23 protein-coding genes and 1 riboswitch are annotated in these 20026 nt (G+C 72.3%); of the genes, 16 read left to right on the top strand and 7 right to left on the bottom strand.

Translation table 11 applies throughout. The annotated features are described in order from the left end of the window. Positions 1–5 precede the first annotated feature (5 nt). Positions 6–1202: a branched-chain amino acid ABC transporter substrate-binding protein gene (locus tag ACFXGI_RS16750; protein ID WP_384706639.1), complete on the bottom strand. Its 1197-nt coding sequence runs from the start codon at positions 1200–1202 to the stop codon at positions 6–8. A gap of 225 nt (positions 1203–1427) precedes the next feature. Then, a riboswitch (guanidine-III (ykkC-III) riboswitch) is annotated at positions 1428–1491 on the top strand. 80 nt (positions 1492–1571) lie between these two features. Here ACFXGI_RS16750 and ACFXGI_RS16755 point away from each other — a divergent pair. Continuing rightward, positions 1572–2018, top strand: coding sequence for an Ohr family peroxiredoxin (locus tag ACFXGI_RS16755; protein WP_384706641.1), 447 nt, complete (start codon positions 1572–1574; stop codon positions 2016–2018). Next, on the top strand, positions 2011–2463 hold the full coding sequence (locus ACFXGI_RS16760) for a hypothetical protein (RefSeq protein ID WP_384706643.1): 453 nt from the start codon (positions 2011–2013) through the stop codon (positions 2461–2463). The genes ACFXGI_RS16755 and ACFXGI_RS16760 overlap by 8 nt, the downstream gene beginning before the upstream one ends. 54 nt (positions 2464–2517) lie before the next feature. Here ACFXGI_RS16760 and ACFXGI_RS16765 read toward each other — a convergent pair whose 3' ends face one another. Then, positions 2518–2754 (bottom strand): hypothetical protein, encoded by a 237-nt coding sequence (locus ACFXGI_RS16765; protein WP_384706645.1) that lies wholly within the window; start codon positions 2752–2754, stop codon positions 2518–2520. Here ACFXGI_RS16765 and ACFXGI_RS16770 point away from each other — a divergent pair. Next, complete coding sequence (locus ACFXGI_RS16770; RefSeq protein WP_384706647.1) at positions 2729–3454, top strand: RimK family alpha-L-glutamate ligase; 726 nt, start codon at positions 2729–2731, stop codon at positions 3452–3454. The genes ACFXGI_RS16765 and ACFXGI_RS16770 overlap by 26 nt on opposite strands. Here ACFXGI_RS16770 and ACFXGI_RS16775 read toward each other — a convergent pair. After that, a complete protein-coding gene (locus ACFXGI_RS16775) occupies positions 3447–3941 on the bottom strand; it encodes a DUF3291 domain-containing protein (protein WP_384706649.1) in 495 nt (164 codons plus the stop codon). The two genes, ACFXGI_RS16770 and ACFXGI_RS16775, sit on opposite strands and share 8 nt — an antisense overlap. Positions 3942–3973: 32 nt before the next feature. Beyond that, positions 3974–4681 carry a helix-turn-helix transcriptional regulator gene (locus ACFXGI_RS16780; protein WP_384706651.1) on the bottom strand — a complete coding sequence of 236 codons (708 nt, stop codon included), beginning with the start codon at positions 4679–4681 and terminating at the stop codon, positions 3974–3976. Positions 4682–4884: 203 nt separating this feature from the next. Here ACFXGI_RS16780 and ACFXGI_RS16785 point away from each other — a divergent pair, with 203 nt between their 5' ends. Beyond that, a complete protein-coding gene (locus ACFXGI_RS16785) occupies positions 4885–6480 on the top strand; it encodes an alpha/beta fold hydrolase (RefSeq protein ID WP_384706653.1) in 1596 nt (531 codons plus the stop codon). A 46-nt stretch (positions 6481–6526) separates the two neighbouring features. On the opposite strand, the gene ACFXGI_RS16790 is transcribed toward ACFXGI_RS16785, so the two are convergent. Beyond that, complete coding sequence (locus tag ACFXGI_RS16790) at positions 6527–7549, bottom strand: hypothetical protein (RefSeq protein ID WP_384706655.1); 1023 nt, start codon at positions 7547–7549, stop codon at positions 6527–6529. 203 nt (positions 7550–7752) lie between these two features. Between ACFXGI_RS16790 and ACFXGI_RS16795 the strand changes: the two genes are divergently transcribed. From ACFXGI_RS16795 to ACFXGI_RS16845, 11 genes are all read left to right on the top strand, one after another. Further along, complete coding sequence (locus ACFXGI_RS16795; RefSeq protein WP_384706657.1) at positions 7753–8607, top strand: hypothetical protein; 855 nt, start codon at positions 7753–7755, stop codon at positions 8605–8607. Then, positions 8604–8855 (top strand): hypothetical protein, encoded by a 252-nt coding sequence (locus ACFXGI_RS16800; protein WP_384706659.1) that lies wholly within the window; start codon positions 8604–8606, stop codon positions 8853–8855. The genes ACFXGI_RS16795 and ACFXGI_RS16800 overlap by 4 nt, the downstream gene beginning before the upstream one ends. A gap of 224 nt (positions 8856–9079) precedes the next feature. Next, positions 9080–9877: a CAP domain-containing protein gene (locus ACFXGI_RS16805; RefSeq protein ID WP_384706661.1), complete on the top strand. Its 798-nt coding sequence runs from the start codon at positions 9080–9082 to the stop codon at positions 9875–9877. 160 nt (positions 9878–10037) lie between these two features. Further along, on the top strand, positions 10038–10586 hold the full coding sequence (locus ACFXGI_RS16810; RefSeq protein ID WP_384706663.1) for a hypothetical protein: 549 nt from the start codon (positions 10038–10040) through the stop codon (positions 10584–10586). Between the two features lie 329 nt (positions 10587–10915). Then, positions 10916–11668 carry a thioredoxin family protein gene (locus ACFXGI_RS16815; protein ID WP_384706665.1) on the top strand — a complete coding sequence of 251 codons (753 nt, stop codon included), beginning with the start codon at positions 10916–10918 and terminating at the stop codon, positions 11666–11668. After that, positions 11665–12279 (top strand): TlpA family protein disulfide reductase, encoded by a 615-nt coding sequence (locus ACFXGI_RS16820; protein ID WP_384706667.1) that lies wholly within the window; start codon positions 11665–11667, stop codon positions 12277–12279. The genes ACFXGI_RS16815 and ACFXGI_RS16820 overlap by 4 nt, the downstream gene beginning before the upstream one ends. Then, positions 12276–13040: a cytochrome c biogenesis CcdA family protein gene (locus tag ACFXGI_RS16825; protein ID WP_384706669.1), complete on the top strand. Its 765-nt coding sequence runs from the start codon at positions 12276–12278 to the stop codon at positions 13038–13040. Before ACFXGI_RS16820 ends, ACFXGI_RS16825 begins: the two co-directional genes overlap by 4 nt. Positions 13041–13134: 94 nt before the next feature. After that, positions 13135–13701 carry a hypothetical protein gene (locus ACFXGI_RS16830; protein ID WP_384706671.1) on the top strand — a complete coding sequence of 189 codons (567 nt, stop codon included), beginning with the start codon at positions 13135–13137 and terminating at the stop codon, positions 13699–13701. Positions 13702–13807: 106 nt separating this feature from the next. Beyond that, positions 13808–14548, top strand: coding sequence for a response regulator transcription factor (locus tag ACFXGI_RS16835; RefSeq protein WP_384706673.1), 741 nt, complete (start codon positions 13808–13810; stop codon positions 14546–14548). Further along, the gene (locus tag ACFXGI_RS16840) at positions 14545–15969 is read left to right on the top strand and encodes an ATP-binding protein (RefSeq protein WP_384706675.1); all 1425 of its coding nucleotides are present in this window, start codon (positions 14545–14547) and stop codon (positions 15967–15969) included. Before ACFXGI_RS16835 ends, ACFXGI_RS16840 begins: the two co-directional genes overlap by 4 nt. Positions 15970–16122: 153 nt before the next feature. Next, positions 16123–17337, top strand: coding sequence for a hypothetical protein (locus tag ACFXGI_RS16845; RefSeq protein ID WP_384706677.1), 1215 nt, complete (start codon positions 16123–16125; stop codon positions 17335–17337). Between the two features lie 8 nt (positions 17338–17345). On the opposite strand, the gene ACFXGI_RS16850 is transcribed toward ACFXGI_RS16845, so the two are convergent. Further along, positions 17346–18305: a DMT family transporter gene (locus ACFXGI_RS16850; protein WP_384706679.1), complete on the bottom strand. Its 960-nt coding sequence runs from the start codon at positions 18303–18305 to the stop codon at positions 17346–17348. Between the two features lie 88 nt (positions 18306–18393). Beyond that, positions 18394–19128: an ArsR/SmtB family transcription factor gene (locus tag ACFXGI_RS16855; protein ID WP_384706681.1), complete on the bottom strand. Its 735-nt coding sequence runs from the start codon at positions 19126–19128 to the stop codon at positions 18394–18396. Between the two features lie 281 nt (positions 19129–19409). Between ACFXGI_RS16855 and ACFXGI_RS16860 the strand changes: the two genes are divergently transcribed. After that, positions 19410–20015, top strand: a complete 606-nt coding sequence (locus tag ACFXGI_RS16860) for a hypothetical protein (RefSeq protein WP_384706683.1) — start codon at positions 19410–19412, stop codon at positions 20013–20015. Positions 20016–20026 lie beyond the last annotated feature (11 nt).

Here is a 20026-nt window from a genome sequence, read left to right on the forward strand (position 1 = left end):
GCTCGTCAGCCCGCGCTCACCAGCGTGTCGACGTTGCCCTTGAGGGTGATCCGGCCGCCCTTGACCTCGCTGAGGTAGATGCCGTTGCCGGCGAACTCGCCGTTCTCCTTGAACGAGAACTGCCGCGTGAGGCCCTTGTAGTGGGCCTTCTTCACCTTCTCCAGGACGGCCTCGCGCCGCACGTCTCCGCCGTCGCCGCCGCCGAGCGCCTTGATCTGCTCGATGATGAGGTTGGTGGCGTCGTAGGACTCGGCCGCGTACAGGCCGGGCGGGGCCTTGTACTCCGTCTTGTAGTCCTCGGCGAACTGCTTGGTGCCCGGGTCGACGTTGGCGTCCAGGCACTGGCAGGTCAGCAGCCAGCCCTCGGCCGCGTCGCCGGCCAGCTCGGTGAACTTCTTGTCGTACGTCCCGTCGCTGGCGATCTTCGGCTTGTCGAAGCCTATATCCTTGAGCTTCTTGGCGAACGGCGCCGCGTCCGAGTAGAGCCCGTTGTAGATCAGCGCGTCGGCGCCGGAGTGCTTCACGGCCGTGGCGGCAGCGGTGTAGTCGGGGGTCTTCGAGGGGACGCTGGCCTTGACGACCTCGACACCGGCTTCCTTGAGCTGCTTCTCGGCGACCTTGGAAAGGCCGACGCCGTACTCGCTCTTGTCGTCGACGAGGTAGACCTTCTTGGTCCCCAGCTGCTTGGTGAAGTACGTGACCATGGCGCCGCCCTGGGCGTTGTCGTTCGGGACGGAACGCACGAAGGAGCGGAAGCCGAGCTCGGGCAGGCTCGGGTTGCTGGCGTGGGAGACGGAGACCAGGCCGGCCTCCGAGTACAGCCGGCCCGAGGCCTTGGCCGCGCCGGAGAAGGCGGGGCCGACCAGGCCGAGGACGCTCTCGTCGTCGATGAGCTTCTGCGCCGCGGCCGGGGACTGGTCCGGGGAGCCGGCGTCGTCGGATGCCGCGTACTCCACGTGGAAGGCCAGGTCGCCCCGGGCGTTGGCCTGCTTGACGGCCAGCTTGACGCCGTTCTCCATGTTCACGCCGATGGCGGAGCTCTCGCCCGTGAGCGGGCCCTGGAAACCGATCTTGTAGATCGCCTTTCCGTCGGCGGCGACGCCGGCGGCGCCGCTGTCCTTGTTGCAGCCGGTCAGCGCGGTCGCGCCCGTGACGGCGAGTGCGGCGCACATCGACACCATCGACAACTTCCTGCGGTTCACTTCTGCTCCCTGTGACTGTCGTGGATCGACAGGGGTGGCTTTGCTCGACCCCCCGAACCGCACGTTGATGGCGTGCGACTCGGGCACCGTATTCAGCGGCGACCCGGCCGTCCCGGTGCACTTCCAGAGCCGGTCAAGTCCGGGAGGACCTGTCAGGTCCACGGGGGTGAGGAGGGTCACCGCAGGTGGGCGTCCCGGCGGGCCCGCTCCCGTTGCTAGATTATCCGGTGGCCCGGTCCCCAGGCCCCGGACGAGACGCGCCGTACCCGGTCATGCACGACGACGCGCCAGGCACTGCCCCACCGGCAGACGCCCTAGCGCTGTCCGGCCCCGGGTGGCGTTCCCTCGTCGTACAGATGGGCTGACCACATGACCGTGCCGCTGACCCGCACCCTCTACCGGACGACCGCCCACGCCGTCGGGGGCCGTACCGGATCGGTGCTCTCCGATGACGGGCGCCTCGGCGTCCGTCTGGCCCCGCCGCTCAAGAAGACGCCCGGTACCACCAACCCCGAGCAGTTGTTCGCAGCAGGGTTCGCCGCCTGTTTCACGTCCGCGCTCGCCGAGGTCGCAGCCGAGTTCGGGGCGGACGCCTCGGCCGCGCGCGTCGCGTGCGAGGTACGGCTCGGTACGACGGACACGCCCGCGGGCTACGGTCTCGCGGTCGGCCTCACGGGCTCCCTGGCGGGGTGGAACGCGGCCGACCTGCTGCCCCTGCTCCACCGGGCGGACGCGGTCTGCCCCTACTCACAGGCCATCCGCGGGAACATCGAGCTCTCTCTGCGGGCCGTTGACGACACCGCCGCCGATGGCTGAGCCGACGGATACGCCCGGGAGCCTCGCGCCGGAGGACGGGCAGGGCGTCCCGGTGCCCGAGCGGGGGGCGTGGCTGCGGCGCGGCATCAGCCGCAACGGCGGTCCGCTGGTCGAAGACCGCGAAGTGGTGTGGCTGCAGGCCGGTCCGTACTTCGCCGACAGCCGGGGCTTCGCCGGCGTCACGTCCTTCGACGGCTCCCGGGTCCACTTCCACCACCTGGAGGGCGAGCCCGGCGAGGACACGGGCACCTTCCGGTGGGAGGGTGCGAACCTCGTCGAGCGCGGCACCAACACGGACGGCAGCACCTTCCTGGAGATCTGGACCCCGCTGCCGGCCGGCGACGGCGACACCGGCTCATGGGCCGGTGCCGGCTACCACGTGGTGCGCGTCGGCCGGCATCTCGTCCACGTCGACTCCCGGTCGGGTACCTACTGGCGGACGTGACCGGTCACGCCGAGCAGGCACGGCAAGCCCCCTGCCGGGGGCCTTCGCCGTCGCCTACTGCGGGTCGTACCGGCGTTTCTCGACCACCAGCGGCAGTCCCTCGACGTCCGGGACGCGCAGTTCGGCCGGGACCTCGGCGTCCGGGTCGACATCGACCGCCGGCACCAGCCTGCCGTCCGGAGTCCCACGGGCGTCCCAGGCCGAGGCCGCCCTCACCAACTTCCATGTCGCGTGCGTCGACTCGACGTTCCAGATCGGCGACCGGATGGTGCAGCCCAGTCCGATCGACACGGGCGTTGCTCCGCAGGGGGAGTTCGGCGCCCTGCTGCGCGCCGCCCGACACGCTCCTGAGCTCCACCGAGGTGGCGCGCGCCATGGGCGGCCGCCGGATCGCGAACCCGCTGTCGGCCATGGCCTCCAACACGTCCAAGCCCTACAGGCCCAGCTCATCGCCCGTCACGGGTTCTACAGCCCGGCGGCCCTGGTCTCCGACGACGACCCGGACGAGGTCCTCGGCTTCGTGGACCTGCACCGCGGGGCGGTGTACAAGTCCGCCGGCGGCATCCGGTCCCTGGTGACGGCCTTCGAACCGGTCCGCGACACGAGCCGCCTGGAACGCCTTCGGTGGTGCCCGGTCCAGTTCCAGGAGCGCCTCGCCGGCCCGGACGTACGGGTCCACGTGGTCGGCGATCGGACGTTCGCCGTCCGCGTCGACTCCACCGCGGTCGACTACCGCTACGCCCGGGCCCAAGCGGGAGTCGACGCACGGCTGCACGCCCACCGCCTCGACGACGACATCGCCGAACGCCGTGTCGCTCTGGCCGCCGATCCGGGGCTGCCCTTCGCGGGCGTGGACCTGGAACTCCTCCCGGACGGGCGGATCGCCTGCTTCGAGGTCAACCCGTCGCCGGGGTTCTCCTGGTACGAGTCCGAGACGGACCTGCCCATCGCGGCGGCGGTCGCCGACCGGCTGCTCGCCCCGGTCACCTGAGGAGCGTGTACCGGGCAGCCTCGGCAGCGGTGAAGGAGGAGACGAAGGTGAACGCCCGCGGGGACGGCCCGTGCGCCCGAAGGTCCGCGAGCCGCTCCAGCGCCTCGTCGACGGTCGGAAGGTGACCGGCAGGCACCCACCACAGGACCAGGTGTGCTTCGACATGCCGTGCGAACCACTCACGACGCCGCCGCATCACCTCCAAGTGCCCGCTGCGGTAGGCGAAGTCCCACAGCGCCTCCCGGGTCTCCCACACGGACATGTTGACGATGACGTCCTCGCCCGCCGGCCGCAGCTCCGTGGCATCGGCCGCCCCTTCCTCCACCAGCCGCCACACGAACCCCGGCGTGCCATCGGCGGCGGCGTTGACCGGATCGAGCAGCTCCACGAACGGCGCCATGCGCGGGTCGTCGAGCGGGTGCCGGAGCGTGGCGACGTTCAGCTGGGCGAGGTGGGCGGCGCGCGGGCCGTGCTGGGATGCGGTCATGTCCTCATCCCAGCACGGCCCTCATTTCTATGTCAATCATTATTGTTTTTAGAAGCCTCGACCACCACGCAGCACTCCCCCGGCCGGGCGTCCATGCGGGCCCGGACAGGGCCGTCGGTGCCGAGCAGTCCCTCCAGCAGTGCGAGGTTCATGCCGCAGACGAGCGGCGGGAAGTGTTCCGCGAGGGCGTGGAAGGGGCAGTTGCGCATGCGGACGACGGATCCGGGCGCCCCGGCCTCCCCCTCGGGGCCCTCGGCGCCACGGGGGCTCCCGGCGTCCGCCAGATACGGTTCATAGCCACGGGCGGCCAGCACCTCCATGGCCCCTTCGAGGCCGGCGCAGGGTGCGGTCGACCCGCGCAGGGCCTCACCCCGGCGGCTCGCGGCGGCACGGAGTCCGGCATCGAGTCCTGCCTCCTCGGCGGCCTCGGCGAGCAATGCGGCGGCGGTGCGGTAGTCACGGGCGGGCAGCGATACCGACCGCTCGGTCAGCGCCCGCGTGTACACCTTCGCGGGACGGCCCGCGCCCGGCCCCGAGCGGCCCGTCAGGCGACGGCTGCCGCTCTCCAGCAGCCCGGCTTCGGCCAGCTTGTCCAGGTGGTGCGCGGCGAGCGTGCGCGCCACCCCGGCCGCCTCGGCGGCCTCGTTGCGGCCGACTTCACGGCCCTGCGCCGCCACGTATTCGTACAGACGACGCCGCACCGGATCCTGCAACACCGCGATCGCATCGATGTCCTTCATCCGGCCATTCTATGAACAACACAGGTTGGAGTTAGAGCGGCGGGATCCGCCCGCGCAGCCGCACGGCCGACAGCGGGCCACACGACCGGGCACCCCTGGCGCGCGCCGCCGAATCGCGGTTTGGTGGTAACAGAACTGTGTGTACCGGTGCGGCGGCATCGGCCGCCGGACAGTGCCCTCGACGCAACGGAGGAGGGCGGATCATGTCCGTACCAGGTGCCACATCCGGCCACCGCCGGCGCGCGGCAGCCGTGGCCGCGACGCTGGCCTGCTCCGCGCTGCTCACCGCGCCCGGACTCGCCACCGCCGCGCAGAGGGCTCCGTCACCGCCACCGGCTCCGACGTCACCTTCGGTGACCGTTCCGCGGCTGGACTGGAGCCCCTGCAAGCCCGGCAGCCCGTACGACTGCGCCACGGCCAAGGTGCCGCTCGACCACTCCGCCCCCGCGGGCCGCACCATCGACCTCGCGGTCGTCCGCCGGCAGGCCACCGATCCCGGGAAGCGCATCGGCACCCTGTTCGTGAACCCGGGAGGCCCCGGGGGACCGGGGACCGTGCAGGTGCCGCAGAACTACGACGCCTTCCCCAGGGAACTGCGCGAACGGTTCGACATCGTCAGCTGGGACCCCCGCGGGATCGGCAACAGCACCGCGGTGAACTGCTTCGCCAACACCCGGGAGGCCGACGCCTGGGCCGCCGCCAAGCCGGGCGGCTTCCCGGTGGGCGAGAAGGAGCGGAAGGCCTGGATCGACGCGTACGAGGACCTCGGCCGGCGCTGCGAGAAGCGCGACCCGGACCTGCTGCGCCACGTGTCGACCGCCGACACCGCCCGTGACCTCGAATTGCTGCGCCGATCGGTGGGCGACCCGCAGCTCAACTACCTCGGCGTCTCCTACGGCACGATCCTGGGCGCCACCTACGCCAATCTCTTCCCCGGCAAGGTCCGGGCCATGGTCCTCGACAGCAACATCGCCCCGCAGGCCTGGACGAACGGAGCCGCACCGGGCGAGCCGCGCACCACGACGCTGCTGCGCATGGGCTCCGACCGCACCGCGGCGGCCACCCTGGACCGGTTCCTCGCCCTGTGCGGATCCGCCCCCACGTCCCGCTGCGCCTTCTCCGCGGGCAGCCCGGAGGCCACCCGCGACAAGTTCGACCAGCTGATGCGGCGGCTCCGGGAGCGTCCGGTGGGCCCGTGGACGTACGCCAAGACCGTGGCCGACACGGTGAACAGCCTCTATCTCGTCAACCCCGGCTGGACGGATCTCGCGCGGCGGCTCCAGGAGCTGTCGCAGGGCCGCGTTCCGGGGCCGCCGGTGTACCCGCCGCCGCCCCCGGTCGCTCAGCCGAACCCGTACCTGGGCGACGAGCAGGCGGCGTCCGTGTGGTGCTCCGACAGCCCCAACCCGAGCGACCCCGCCGTCTACCACGGCCTGGAGGAGGACAGCGCCCGGCGGAGCGGCGACGCCGGACGCTTCTGGACCTGGGCCGCAGAACCGTGCGCCACCTGGCCCGCCCGGTCCGCCGACGGGTACGACGGCCCGTGGAACAGGCCCACCGCCCACCCCGTCCTCGTGATCGGGACCCGCTACGACCCCTCCACGCCGTATACGGGTGCCCAGGCCATGACGAAGGAGCTGGCGGACGCCCGCCTGCTCACCAACGACGGGTACGGGCACACGGCCCTGTTCAACAACGCCAGCAGCTGCATCAGCGCGTACGAGAGCCGCTACTTCGTCGACGGGACGCTCCCGCCCCCGGGCACGGTCTGCCGCCCCGACAAGACCCCCTTCGCCTGAGACGCACTCGGCGCATCACCGGGGCGGTGCGGTGCGGGCAGCGCTGTCAGGACGCGGGCCGGTGGAGCCAGGGTGCGCTCGTCGCCCAGAACATCACGTCCGCGCCCAGGCGCCGGCCGCCGAAGTCGACGAACTCCTCCTTGGTGTACGGCTTGCCGGTCGAGGGGTTGGTGTACTCGAAGTCCGGTTCCTGCACCGCCATCGCCACCATGCGGAGCTTTCCGCGGTACCGCTCGAAGAAGGGGTAGGAGTTCTCCATCTGCGCCTGGCGGTTCGGCAGGACGTCGGGGCCGCCGAGACCCACTCCGTGGGCCTTGGCGAACTCGAAGGTCCTCTCCATGTAGCCGTGGTCGTTGTTCCACTCCCCGGGCCAGAAGTTCACGTACTGGATGAACTGCGTGCGCCTGAAGACCTTTGCGCCGAAGGCCATGTTGTCGAGTTCGGCCCGGAAGTACGACTCGTCGGTGTAGCCGCTGCGGTCCTTGTCCAGATCGACCTGCGTTGCGGTCTCCGGAAGGTTCACCCCCGCCAGCCGTCCGTCGAAGCGGTCGGCCAGCGCTTTGAGCAGGCTCTGGAAGCGCCCCCGCACCTCGGGGACCCACTGGGCCGCGACGGCTCCGGGTTCGCCGGGGCCGAGCCCGCTCTCGTTGGTGGTCGGCGCGGCACCTCCGGCGTAAGCCGGGTCCGTGAGCAGGTAGTTCGGGAGCCTTGTGGGAGCGCTGAAGAATCGGTCCTGCACCTGGACGAACAGCTTCTTGTGGCGTGCCTGGAGGACGGTGAGCGCCTCCTCGATCGCGGAGAAGTCGTACTGATCCTTCTGCGGTTCCAGGGCCTTCCACGGCACGACCACCTGGACACCGGCGATGTCGGGCCGGTCGATCAAGGGCTTGACCTCCGCGTCGAAGTCCCCGATGGAGGAGTAGAGGTACTGGGCCGGGACCGGGTGCAGGCCCGCGCGCCCGGAGCCGGAGCCGGCGGGAGCCGCCACGGCGGCCGGCGCGAGCGCCATGGGTGCGAGAGCCGCGGTGAGGAGAACGCCGAGCACGGCGGACAGTTGTCGGGTCGTCATGGACGGCGAGCGTAGGAAGCCCTCCTAAGAAGATCTTAAGAGCCCCGGGCCCACGGCCGACCGTGCCGGCATCCGGCCGGAGGCGCACGCGGCACGCCAGGCACCGTCCCACGCTGTGACGCAAGTCACTTTTCCGCATTGCCGATTGGCGGCGCTGCCAGGACTGAGGAGTGAACCTGTTCGCACCGGAACGCGGAGGCACGATGAACACCGACATCGACAACTGGGACTTCTGCAAAGGGGAGCAGCGCTTCGTCTTCATTGACGGAGTCCTGCTGCCGGACACCCGGCAGGCCTCCCCCGCAGCCCCCGAGGGGCTGAACGTCTACATCACGAACAAGCCCTTCGGCGACGGCTCCCACGCTCGGACCAGCACCTGGGTCCGGCACCACTTCAGCCAGGACTCGGGGCACTGGAAGCACGGCGTGCTGTCCCCGGAGGATCAGCACGAAACCATCCGGGCGGCCGAAAGCGCCTACGCGGCCACCAAGGGTGATGCCGCCAAGGTCTCCGCCTTCGCGAGCGACCCCCACCTCTGGCCCGGGAAACGCGGCCACGGCCCCCGGTGGGAAGAGGCGGTCTCAACCGCCCTGCTCGACCTGTGGCACACGGCCACCCGGACGGATGCCGGACTCACGAGCCGGGACCTGGACCGGCTGCGTGCGGATGCCCGCAGGAACAAGCTCCGGCTCACCCCGAACCAGGAGCGCAAGATCAATGGCCTGCGGCTGTACAGCCTTGACTACTGCTTCGGCGACGGCATGACCACCCACGACGTGCTGAGCAGCGGCCCTGACCCTTTCGAGGCGCTGTACGGGCACCTGCCGGACGACCCGCGCATCAGCGCCGTACTCGCCCGGCTCACCCCCACCGAACGCGCTGTCGCCGTGGCCTACGCCGCGCCGACCGCCAGGTGGACATGGACGGAGGCTGCCGCGGTGACCGCCGAGTTGCACCCGGCGGCGTTCGCGGGAGTGGACCCGTGCACCTTCGGAGAACGCGTCCGGCGCAAACTGCGGCGTCTCGGAGACCAGTTCGGCAAGGGGGAGCAGCGGTGACCGGTCAGGTGGAGCACGATCCGGGAAGCAGGCAGGCACTGCTCCGCGTGGCCGTCCCCAGCGCCCCCGCATGCACCGCGGCGCTCGGCACCGGGTCGGTCTGGGCCCTCATGGGTGGCGGGCTCGTATCCACCGACTCCCCGGCGGCATGGCCCCTCGTCGTCCTCGCCCTGGGCTGCATGGCCTACGACCTGGGTACCCGCGCACTGCACCGCCGGGAGCCGCGATCGGTACGTGACTGTCCGTAAGCCCTTTGCCGCAAGTGGGGTTATTGCCCCAATCGCCCCTGTGTCGATCCTGCGGGCTTCCTTAAGGGAAGTTGAAGAACCCCTCCAGATCGCTCTTTTCGCTGGTCATCAACCTAGGCTCGGACGCACTCCCCTCCTCCCCTGCCTTGTGAGGTGTTACCGGCATGAGCCCCAGCCGTACTCCCGGACGTCCGTCCCGCGTCGAAGAACGACGGAGGAAGACGGTGCGCACGCGCATCGTGCTGTCCGTCACCGCTGCCGCCGCGGCGGTGGCGGTCGGCGTCGCGGTGGCCGACTCCGACGGTGCAGCGCGCGGGGGCGGGCACACCGACGGCGCCGCCGGACCGTTGTCCGGGACGGCGAGCGCCGATGCCGCGACGGCGACCCCCACCCCTCCCGTCCCCACCGGCGAGGCCTCGGCCGCGACGAGTCCGAGCCCGTCCGGGACGCCCGGGGCCGACGCCTCGGCTTCCGCCACCCCCGCGCAGCCCTCGGCGGCGGAGAGCAGCATCGCGGCCAAGGCGGCGCCCGCTCCGGCCGACAAGCCCGCGCGCAAGCCCGCGACCACGGGCAACGGTTCCGGAGGGTCTGGCGGCTCCGGAGGATCCGGCAGCTCCGGAGGGTCCGGCACGGTCGACGCGGGCAGCGAGTCCGCGGTCCTCGCCCTGGTCAACAAGGAGCGGGCCACCGCCGGATGCGGCCCCCTGACCACGAACAGCAAGCTGAGCGCAGCCGCACGGGCGTACAGCGACACCATGGCCCGCAGCGGCGTCATGTCGCACACCGGACCCGACGGATCCACCATGACCAGCCGGGTGGAAGCCGCCGGGTACGCCTGGTCCCGCCTGGGCGAGAACATAGCGCGCGGCCAGTCCGACGCCGACGCGGTGATGGACGCGTGGATGAACAGCGCCGGCCACCGGGCCAACATCCTCAACTGCGCTTTCAAGGAGATCGGCATAGGCGTGCACAAGGGCGACGGCGGCCCGTGGTGGACGCAGGACTTCGGCGCCTCCAAGTAACGGCCCGTCCGGCTCCCCCACGTCCTCCGCGCCCCTCCACGGGCGCGGAGGACGTCGGCGTTCGCCGGCCCCGCCGCCCGTGCGGGCCCCGCGAGCCCCGGTTCCTGCGGAAGAGGGGAGGCGGTGACGGGCCCGCCGGCGCGTCCGCCACTATGGGGCCGTGCCCCGACTCCCGCGTTACCTGCTCATATGGCTGTCGTGCACGGCCGCAAGCGTGACCGCCGTGCTCGCCACGGTCCAGTTCGTGGTCGGCTCCACCCGGCATACGCCCCCGGTCGCGCGCTCCGCCCCGACGGTCATCGAGACGCCGCCCGCATGGCAGGCGGGCACCCCGGCGCCGAGCACGCCGTCCCCGAGCGCGTCCGCGAGCCCCTCGCCCTCGGCGACGCAGAAGCCGTCCCCCTCGGCCGCGTCCCCCACCCCCGCCAAGGCCCCCCGGACCAACCCCTCGAAAAGCTCCGTGGACTGCGCCGAGGGCGGAGCGGGCCTGTACACCGTCCCCTCGCAGGGCGGCAAGGTCACCGTGCGGTACGGGAGCCGCGGCGTGTGCCTGATCTCCGCCGTCCCGGACCGCGGCTTCAAGACCACCACGTCGCAGTCCGAGGACGACACCCTCACGGTCACGTTCACCAGCGCCGACCACCGATCGGTCGTGACGGCGACGATCGACCCGTCGGCGAAGGCCACCGTCCGCGAGTCGTCGCTCTGAGACCCGATCCCGCCGTACGTTCCGGCCGGGTCGACGATGACGACAGCGCCCGGCTCCGCCCCCTTCGGCGGGATTGACCCCCTTGTCCCCGCCTCCGGGGCGCGCTCCGGCGAAGCGGAAGGTGAGCTGTTCCTTAGGGCATCCTCAAGATCGGGCCGAGCCGGTTCCGGCGGCCCGGAGCGGTCCTATGCTCGCCTCAGCCGAGCGGCTTCCGACGCCGGGGCGTGACCACGCCCTGGTCGGGCCGCCGGTTTCGCCGAGCCGGGGGGCGCCCTGCCCCTCCCGCATTCCGATTCGTGTCCTGGGGTGTCTTCGCCATGAGTTCTCGCATGCTCCGACCCGTCCGCGCCGACCGCCGTACGCAGCCGCCCCGCCCCGCCGCACCCCGGGGAATGCGGCTTCCGCTGGTCGCCGCGGCCGTGGTCGCGGCGGGGCTGACCGCCGCCTGCGGGCCGTCCACCCAGCCCGTCGGATCCGCCGCGCCGTCCTCGGCCTCTCCGTCCGCCGAGCCCCCGGCCACCGAGTCCGCCACCGCGTTGCCCGAAGCGTCCCCGACCGCATCGGCCTCCGCCTCCGCATCCGCGTCCGCCACCCCCCGGCCCGGCTCCTCGCCCGCCCGGGCCGGGTCCGCCGCCACCGGGACGGCGGCCAAGCCGTCCCGTACGTCCTCCGCGGCCAAGCCGGCCGCCGTACCCGGGCCCGGCTACGACAGTTCGGCCGACGCGCAGAAACTCGTCGACGCCGCCCTGCGCACGGCCAAGGCCGAGGGGCGGACGGTACTGCTCGACTTCGGCGCGAACTGGTGCGGCAACTGCAAGGCCGCCGACAAGGTGTTCGCCCAGCCCCAGACATCCGCGATCCTGGGGAACTCGTACCAGCTCGTCAAGATCGACATCGGCGGCAACAGCTCTGCCAACTCCGCGCTCCTGCGCAAGTACAGCCCGTCCGGCGGCACCTACACGATGCCCGTGCTGGTCGTCGTCTCCCCGTCGGGCACCGTGCGCACCGACACGCACGTCACCGGCAACCCGCCCCTGACCGCGGAGGGCATCAACTCCTTCCTGCGTCAGTGGGCGTCATGAGACGACCGGTCCGCAGGTACGTCCTCGCCCCGGCCGGGGCCGGACTCGCGGTGGCGGCCGGCCTTGTCCTCGCCGGCCTCGCCACGGACGACGGCGGACCCGGGACACCGGACGGACGGGCGGGTGCGGCCGTGGCGACCGCGGCCCGGGCCACGGTCATGGATCCCGGATCGCGACCGGACGCGCCCGCACTGGACGGCGACGACCTGGACGGCAATGCCGTCAGCCTCGCCGGGCTCCGGGGCCACGTCGTCGTCCTCAACGTCTGGGGTTCCTGGTGCGGACCCTGCCGGGCGGAAGCCGACGACCTGGAGCAGCTCAGCCGCCGGACCCGGTCCGAGGGAGTCCGGTTCCTCGGAATCAACACGCGCGACCGGGACCCGGCCGCCGCCCGTTCCTTCGTACGCGCACACTCCCTGAGCTTCCCCAGCCTGCCCGACCCCACCGGTGACCTGCTGCTCCGCTTCCCGCCCGCGCTGCTCAACCCGCAGGCGGTCCCCGCGACCCTCGTGATCGACCGCCGCGGACGCATCGCCGCCAGCATCGGGGGCGCTGTCACCGAGGAGCAGCTGCGGCCCGTGCTCGCGCACGTCGCGGAGGAGGAGTCATGACGCTCGCCGCCCCGGACGCGACCTCCCTCGTCAACGGAACACTCCTGATCGCAGCCCCGGTGGCGCTCGTCGCGGGGCTCGTCTCCTTCCTCTCGCCCTGCGTCCTGCCGCTCGTCCCGGGCTACCTCAGCTACGTGACCAGCCTGTCGGTCTCCGACCTCGCGGACGCACGCGGCGGGCGCCGCAGCCGCATGGCGGCGGGAGCCCTGCTGTTCGTCCTGGGCTTCACGGCGGTCCTGGTCTCCGGAGGCGCCCTGTTCGGCCACTTCGGCCGCGCCCTGCTGGCCCACCAAGAGGTGATCACCCAAGCGGTCGGCGGATTCACCCTGCTGATGGGGCTGTCGTTCATGGGGTTCCTTCCGGGCTTCGCGCAGCGGGAGTTCCGCAGCCACCGGCGGCCCGCGCTGGGGCTCGCCGGAGCACCCGTGCTGGGAGCGGTGTTCGCGGTGGGCTGGACCCCCTGCATCGGCCCCACCCTGGCCGCCGTCCAGGCGCTGGCCTGGACCGAGGCGAGCGCGGCCCGCGGAGCCCTGCTGATGGCCGCCTACTGCCTGGGGCTGGGTCTGCCGTTCGTCCTGGCCGCGCTGGCCTTCCGCCGCGCCCTGGGCGCCTTCGGCCTCGTCAAACGCCACTACCCGTGGGTGCTGCGGACCGGCGGAGGGCTGCTCGTCCTCGTCGGCGTACTGCTGGCCACCGGGGTGTGGAACGACCTGGTGTACACGCTCCAGCTGTGGAGCGCGGACTCCACCACCGCCCTCTAGAACCGATCCGGCCCGATCCCGCCCGATCCGGGCCACAGAGACACAGAGACACAGAGACACAAGCATGCGGACATACGGAGATCCGGAGACCCACATGAACCTTTCGCAGCACATACGGCGTTCCCGGACAGCCCGGGTCTCGGTCGCCCTTCTCTCCTCCGCCGCCCTCGCCGCGTGCGGCGGTCAGCAGGCCGAGGGCGCCCACCGCCCCGCACCCACGACGGGTTTCACCGAGCAGGGGGTCACGGTCACCCTCTCGGTGTCCGACTGGCACGCCTCGGCGGGCACCCTCTCCGCGGTCTTCACGCCCGAGCGCAAGGGTTTCCACCTCTACAGCACCGATCTGCCGGCCGACGGTGTCGAGGGCGTGGGCAGACCGACGGCCGTGGCCGTCACCGGGGCGATCAAGGCGGCCGGCAGACTGGCGGCCTCCGCGGAGGTACGGTCGATCACCGTGTCCGGTGTCGAAGCCCCGGTGCCCGTCTACCCGGACGGCCCGGTCACCACCACGCTGCCCGTCCGCGCCGACGCTGACGGAGACGCGACCGTGCTGATCGGTTACGCGAGCTGCAGCACTCGGGACGGCTGCACCATTCCCGTCTCCGACCACCCGGTGCACCTGCACGTCACCGGCGACCGCGCGACGTTCGACCCCCGATGACCAGGGGGAGGTGTCCGCAAAGTCCCACCTGCCCCGCGGGCGGCCGGCGCTGCTTTGTGGACACCCCCCGGCCTCAACTCACCCGGCCGACCCTAAGGTGTCCCCCATGCCCAGCGTCCTGGTCGTGGAAGACGACCCCAGCATCCGCCAGTCACTGATCGAGGTCCTGACGGAACACGGGTATGCCGTGCGCAGCTCGGCCGACGGGTTCGGAGCCCTGCGGGAGGTCACCCAGACACCCCTCGACGCGGTGGTCCTCGACCTGGGCCTGCCCGATCTGGACGGAGGAGACGCACTGCGCATGATCCGGGGCATCTCCTCCGTACCCGTCCTGGTGGCCACCGCCCGCGACGACGAGCGGGAAATCATCAGCCTCCTCAACGCGGGCGCCGACGACTACCTGGTCAAACCGTTCTCCGGCGGGCAACTCGTGGCGCGCCTCTCGGCCGTTCTGCGGCGCACCACGCACGTACCCGCCGCCGGACCCGCTCCGGGAACGCGGGGAGCACCGGCCGCGCACACCGCTCCGGCGGCCGACGCGCTGCACCCCACCACCGTGGGCGAACTCGCCGTGGACCCGGGCGCGCGCACCGCGTACCTGGCCGGCGTGGAGCTGCGCCTCACCCGGCGGGAGTTCGACCTGCTCGCGTTCCTCGCCCGCCACCCCGGCCAGGTGGTCTCCAAACGGCGTCTGCTGACCGAGGTATGGCGCGAGCCGTACGTAGACGACCAGACCGTGGACGTCCACCTGTCGTCCCTGCGCCGCAAGCTCGGCGAACGGGCGGCGGCCCCGCGCTACCTGCTGACCGTCCGCGGAGTCGGCATCAAACTGGTGGCACCGCGTTGAGGCGTTCACTGGCCGGAGTGGCGCTCGCCGTGACCTCCATGGTCGCCCTCTCCTTCCTCATACCCCTGGCCGCACTGGTGATGTCGCTGGTCAAGGCCCAGGCCGTCACCGCCGCCGAGCAGCGCGCCGCCGCCCTGGCCCCCATCCTCACCCTGACCACGGATCCCTCCGCGCTGCGGGAGTCCGCCGCGAGTCTGGACCCGGCCCAGCAGCTGGTGATCCACCTGCCGGCGGACGCTCCCGCTCTCGGCAGCTCCAAGGCTCCCGCCGCGCTGCTCGAACGGGCTCAGCAGGGGCGGGAGTCCATCTCCCAGGAGATCCCGGACGGCTGGATATGCCTGCAGCCGGTGGTGCTCCCCGGCGACCGGGTCGCCGTGATCGAGAACTTCGTGCCCGAGGAGGAACTGACCCACGGGGTCAAGGAATCGTGGGCGGTCATGTCCTTCCTCGCGGTGGCGCTGATCGGCGGTTCCGTCCTGGTCGCCGACCGTCTCGGCTCGAAGGTCGTCAGGTCCTCGAGGAAGCTCGCCCAGGCCTCGCGCGCCCTCGGCCAGGGCGACCTGGACACCCGCGTGGACCCCGTGGGCCCCAAGGAGCTGCGGGACGCGGGTGTCGCCTTCAACGCGATGGCGCACCGGATGACCGAGCTGCTCGCCGTCGAGCGCGAACTCGTCGCCGATCTGTCCCACCGGCTGCGTACGCCGCTCACCGCACTGCACCTCGCGTCGGAGCGCATGGCGGGCACACCCGAGTCGGCCAGGGTCGAAGCGGCCGTCGGCGAACTGGAGGCGGAACTGCGGGCCATCATCGCCGCGGCGCGCACCCCGCTCGCCGTGGGCCCCATGGGCCAGGGCATGCTCGGTACGGAGACGCCCGCGAGCCACGACGCCGCCGGGGCGGGGTCGTCCGGCCCCCGCTGCGAGGCCGCCGGCGTGGTGCGCCGCCGCACCGCCTTCTGGTCGGTCCTGGCGGAGCAGCAGAACCGACCCTGCTGCGTCGAACTGACCCAGGAGCCCACGGCCGTCGGCCTCTCCGACGACGACGTCGCCGCCGTGGTGGACGCGCTCATCGGCAACATCTTCCGCCACACCGCGCCCGGGACCCCGTTCGGCGTCCGGGTGGTGCGAACGGCTCAGGCCGTGGAGCTGGTCGTGGAGGACGGCGGGCCGGGCATCCCCGAACCGGGCCTGGCGCTCTCCCGCGGTAGCAGCACCGGTTCCACCGGGCTGGGTCTCGACATCGCGGGGCGGGCCGCGAGCGCGACGGGCGGCTCGGTGCACATCGGCCGCAGCCCCCTGGGAGGAGCTCACATCACGGTGTCGTTCGCCTTGGTCCCGCAGGCTCCGTCCGAACGCAGACGCCGCATCTCGCGCCGCCGGCCGGCCTGGCCGCGCAGACGGCAGGCGGCCGCGGGCTCGTGACGGCCGGTCCGGTTTGTGGCCGACCGCCCTCTGTTTGGCCGCTCGGAACTGACGTACAAGTGAAGGCCGCACCACACGGTCGGACCGTGCGCCAGGGGGGCGTGACGGCCTGTCGAGCCGTGCTCGTTTCAACCGATCACTTTGAGGGGCATCATGCGCAGACGATTACGTGCCTGGATCCTGGTGGGCGCGGGCCTGCTCGCCGCGGGCGCCGGTCCGGCGTACGGGGCTGACACGCCGTCGGCCGAGCCGGCGGCGGGGACCGTGCAGTACACCGTGCAGGACCTCGGCACGCTGGGCGGTACCCGCAGCAAGGCGACCGCCATCGAGGGCAACACGGTCGTCGGGGGCTCGTCGACGACCGGCGACGCCACCGAACACGCCTTCGCGTACGACATGCGCAGGCACTCCATGACCGATCTCGGCACCCTGGGGTACTCCAGCCGGGCGACCGACGTCGAGGGGGACCACGTCGTCGGGCAGTCGGACCTCTCCGCCGACGGCCCGACCCGCGGATTCACCTACAGCCTCCGGACCCGCCGGCTCGTCGACATCGGCACTCTCGGCGGTAGCAGCACCCGCATCACCGGCCTGAACGGCGACACCGTGGTGGGGACGTCGTCGCTGTCCGGCGACGCGGTCACGCACGCGTTCGCGTACAGCCTGAGCACCCGGATCATGACCGATCTCGGCAGCCTCGCCGGTCCGTCGGGCGTCAGCACCGCAGCGGCCGTCAGCGGTGCGGTGGTCGTGGGCAGCTCCTCCCTGCCGGACGCGCCCGCCGCCACCACGCACGGGTTCGCGTACGACCTGCGCACCCGCACGATGACCGATCTCGGCACTCTCGGCGGGAACTCCAGCACGGCCAACGACATCAGTGGTTCCACGGTGGTCGGTCGGTCCCGGACCGCCGGGAACGGCCTCGCCGGATACGCCTACGACCTGCGTACCGGCGTCCGCACGGACCTGGGGTCCCGCTTCCTGACCGGGCAGCTGATCAGCGGGAGCGCCGTGGTCGGCGGCGACGGCTTGCTCGCCAGCTCGTTCGACCTCACGACGCACAAGAGTGCCGTGATCGGCTCCGGGCGCGGAGTCACCGAGGTCAGGCAGATCTCCGGGAACGTCATGGTCGGTGACAATTTCGCGCCCAACTCCTTCGCGTTCGTCAGCCGCTTCGACAACGGCGACTTCACCTACCTGCCCTCCCTCGGCGGCCTCAACTCCGCCGCGGCGCAGGTCAACAGCCGCGGCATCGTCGCAGGCAGCGCAGCGCTCCCGGCCGCCGACCCGAACACCTCCAACGGTCCTTTCCACGCCGCCGTCTGGGTGCCGCACACGGTGGCGCAGGGGGCGAAGCCGCGGGCCTGAAGCCGCGCCTACCGCCCGCGCGTGCCGGCGGCTCCCGGTGCGGGCGCGTCCACCCGCGCTCCGGAGTCCTCCTGGGCGCGCGGGCGGTAGCGGGAGACGGCCACCCCGGCCAGGCACAGCAGGCCGCCCAGCAGGGTCAGCCAGGCCGGGACCTCGCCCAGGAGGATCCAGCTCAGCAGGACGACGATGGCCGGCACGGCGTAGGTCGTCGCGCCGAGCTTCCCGGCCGGCATCCGCGCGAGGGCGTAGGTCCAGGTGGTGAAGGCGAGGGCGGTCGGGACCACGCCCAGGTAGACCATGTTCAGGGTCGCGGAGAGCGGGGCCCGCGACACCTCGGCCACCAGCTGCCCGGCGAACGGCAGGCACGCCACGGTCCCGGCGAGGCAGCTGTACGCGGTGATCTGCAGCGGCGTCCCGAAGGAGAGCGCGGGCTTCTGCGCGACGACGCCCGTCGCGTACGCCACCGCCGCGAGCAGGCACAGCGCCACCCCGAGCACCGAGGTCGAGCCGTCGCCGCCGGAGGACATCGACAGGCCGACGACCACGGCGCCGGCGAAGGAGACCGCCATGCCCGTCAGCAGCCGCGGCGGCAGGGCCTCGCCGAGCAGGCGTGCGGCGAGGAGCGCCATCAGGATCGGCCCGGTGTTCACCAGCAGGGAAGCGGTGCCCGCGTCGACGAGGCGTTCGCCCCAGTTCAACGCGACCGTATAGCCGCCGAACCACACGAATCCGGACAGCAGGATGCCGCGGCGGGCGCCGCGCGGGGGCAGGCCCTCGCGGCGCAGCAGGAGGAGTGCCACGAGGACCAGCGAGGCGGCGAGCAGTCTGCCGAGCGCCAGCGCCCCCGGCGAGTAGGCGGCTCCGGCGCTGCGGATGGAGACGAAGGCGGACGCCCAGGCGAACACCGTGAAGCAGACGGCGCCGACGATGAGGAGGCCGGGCGGAAGGGCACGCGGGGAGGTCTTCATGGCTACGACTCTACCCTTAACTCTTCGGTCTTCGCCGAACTATTGTCGCTGCAACTTCCTGGAGGCTGTCCGAGTGTCGCAGCGCCCGCTAACTCCACGACCGTGGGGCGAGGCCCAGCAGTTCACCGAAGGCCTCCTCCCCCGCCCCCGTCACCAGCAGGCCCCGTCCGCCGCCCTCGGGGCGCACTACCCAGGCCTCGCCCAGGGCCCGCGCGCACAGCCTCGCCCCGACCAGGCCGCCCAAGTGGCGTCTGCGCTCGGTCCAGTCCAGGCAGGAACTCGCCAGCGGCCTGCGCCCCGCGCCCGTCACGTCGACACCCGCCCGGCGGCACCATTCGAGTCCGCCCTCGGTCAGCGCGAAGACGGCCTCCGTGCGCAGCAGGCCCCGGCTCTCCATCGCGTCCGTCACCGCCATGCCGAGCCGCCCCGCGAAGTGGTCGTAGCAGGTACGGGCCCGCGCCAGCGGGTCGGGCGCGGCGACCACCGGAACGGCGTGCGCCGCGTCCCGGCCCGGGACGGCGTAGGACGCCAGCTCGTCCACCAGGCGGGCCGTGGCGGCGGAGGCGATGCGCACGTAGCTGTGCCGCCCCTGGCGCTCCGTCACGCAGATCCCCGCGCCGAGGAGCCGGGTCAGGTGCCCGCTGACGGTGGAGGGGGCCACCCCGGTGATCCGGGCCAGTTCGCCCGCCGTCCAGGCGCGCCCCTCCAACAGGGTCATGCAGATGGCCGCCCGGGTCTCGTCGGCCAGGGCGGCGGCGAGGGAAGCGAGCCGCGCGGCGGGGGCCGGCGCATCCGCGGGCCCGGAAGCAGGTACGTGGTCCATGACTCCAGAGTGCCTCATCGTTTCGGCATATGACGAATGATTGCCGGTGGCGCCGGTGCAATCTGACGGACGGCGCCCCCGGCGCACGGGAGTGGTGTCGCCGGTCGTCGCCGAGGGGAGGCGACCTTCGCGGCGCCGTCGGCACGGAAAGGCGCCCGGCGGGGCGGGATCCGCGTACGGTCGGTCGACGGGCCGTGGCTCCTCGTCACGGCGGTCGTGCCTCACCCGGTCGCCGGCCGACCGGTCCCGTCCGATTGCCGTCGCCGGAACAGGAGCATCCCATGCGCCTCTACGCCCAGACCCCAGCACGTCGTTTCCGGCAGGTACTGGCCGACCTGATCGCCGTGTTCCTGATCGCGGCCGCGGTGAGGATCGCACTGGCCGTCCACGACGGGATCATGGTTCTCGCCGAACCGGGGCGCAAGCTGGAGGACGCGAGCGGCAGCCTTGCCTCCGGCCTCGACGACGCGGGGAACGCGGCGTCGAACGTGCCGCTGGTCGGGGGGCTGCTGAAGAAGCCGCTGCAGTCCGCCGCCGAGGCCGGCAACGGACTCTCGGACGCGGGGCAGTCGATGCAGGACTGGGTGGGCCGGGTGGCCGACCTGACGACCGTCGCCCTGATCGTCGTCTCCGTGGCGCTCGTACTGGCGCTCTGGCTTCCCCCGCGCGTGCGCTGGATCAGGCGCAGCGTCCGGATCAGCGGGCTGCTCGACGCTCCCGGCGGCGCCGATCTCCTCGCCCTGCGGGCGCTGACCGGGCCGTTGAAGGATCTGGCCGCGGTCCCGGTACCGGCGGGAGGTCTCGCCGATGCGTGGCGACGGGGTGACGAACAGGCCATTCGCGACCTGTCCCGAGTGGCGCTCAGGCGGGCCGGCCTGAGCGCTTGAAGCCCCGGGCC

This window comes from Streptomyces sp. NPDC059355, assembly GCF_042752335.1.
In the GTDB taxonomy this organism is placed as follows: domain Bacteria; phylum Actinomycetota; class Actinomycetes; order Streptomycetales; family Streptomycetaceae; genus Streptomyces.

Bases quoted from the DNA above. Each gene is read 5' to 3' on its own strand.
- ACFXGI_RS16820 (WP_384706667.1), top strand. From the start codon at position 11,665: ATGAGACGACCGGTCCGCAGGTACGTCCTCGCCCCGGCCGGGGCCGGA.
- ACFXGI_RS16855 (WP_384706681.1), bottom strand. From the start codon at position 19,128: ATGGACCACGTACCTGCTTCCGGGCCCGCGGATGCGCCGGCCCCCGCC.
- ACFXGI_RS16850 (WP_384706679.1), bottom strand. From the start codon at position 18,305: ATGAAGACCTCCCCGCGTGCCCTTCCGCCCGGCCTCCTCATCGTCGGC.
- ACFXGI_RS16770 (WP_384706647.1), top strand. From the start codon at position 2,729: ATGGTGCAGCCCAGTCCGATCGACACGGGCGTTGCTCCGCAGGGGGAG.
- ACFXGI_RS16830 (WP_384706671.1), top strand. From the start codon at position 13,135: ATGAACCTTTCGCAGCACATACGGCGTTCCCGGACAGCCCGGGTCTCG.
- ACFXGI_RS16795 (WP_384706657.1), top strand. From the start codon at position 7,753: ATGAACACCGACATCGACAACTGGGACTTCTGCAAAGGGGAGCAGCGC.
- ACFXGI_RS16790 (WP_384706655.1), bottom strand. From the start codon at position 7,549: ATGACGACCCGACAACTGTCCGCCGTGCTCGGCGTTCTCCTCACCGCG.
- ACFXGI_RS16755 (WP_384706641.1), top strand. From the start codon at position 1,572: ATGACCGTGCCGCTGACCCGCACCCTCTACCGGACGACCGCCCACGCC.
- ACFXGI_RS16860 (WP_384706683.1), top strand. From the start codon at position 19,410: ATGCGCCTCTACGCCCAGACCCCAGCACGTCGTTTCCGGCAGGTACTG.
- ACFXGI_RS16775 (WP_384706649.1), bottom strand. From the start codon at position 3,941: ATGACCGCATCCCAGCACGGCCCGCGCGCCGCCCACCTCGCCCAGCTG.
- ACFXGI_RS16780 (WP_384706651.1), bottom strand. From the start codon at position 4,681: ATGAAGGACATCGATGCGATCGCGGTGTTGCAGGATCCGGTGCGGCGT.
- ACFXGI_RS16825 (WP_384706669.1), top strand. From the start codon at position 12,276: ATGACGCTCGCCGCCCCGGACGCGACCTCCCTCGTCAACGGAACACTC.
- ACFXGI_RS16760 (WP_384706643.1), top strand. From the start codon at position 2,011: ATGGCTGAGCCGACGGATACGCCCGGGAGCCTCGCGCCGGAGGACGGG.
- ACFXGI_RS16815 (WP_384706665.1), top strand. From the start codon at position 10,916: ATGCTCCGACCCGTCCGCGCCGACCGCCGTACGCAGCCGCCCCGCCCC.
- ACFXGI_RS16835 (WP_384706673.1), top strand. From the start codon at position 13,808: ATGCCCAGCGTCCTGGTCGTGGAAGACGACCCCAGCATCCGCCAGTCA.
- ACFXGI_RS16785 (WP_384706653.1), top strand. From the start codon at position 4,885: ATGTCCGTACCAGGTGCCACATCCGGCCACCGCCGGCGCGCGGCAGCC.
- ACFXGI_RS16845 (WP_384706677.1), top strand. From the start codon at position 16,123: ATGCGCAGACGATTACGTGCCTGGATCCTGGTGGGCGCGGGCCTGCTC.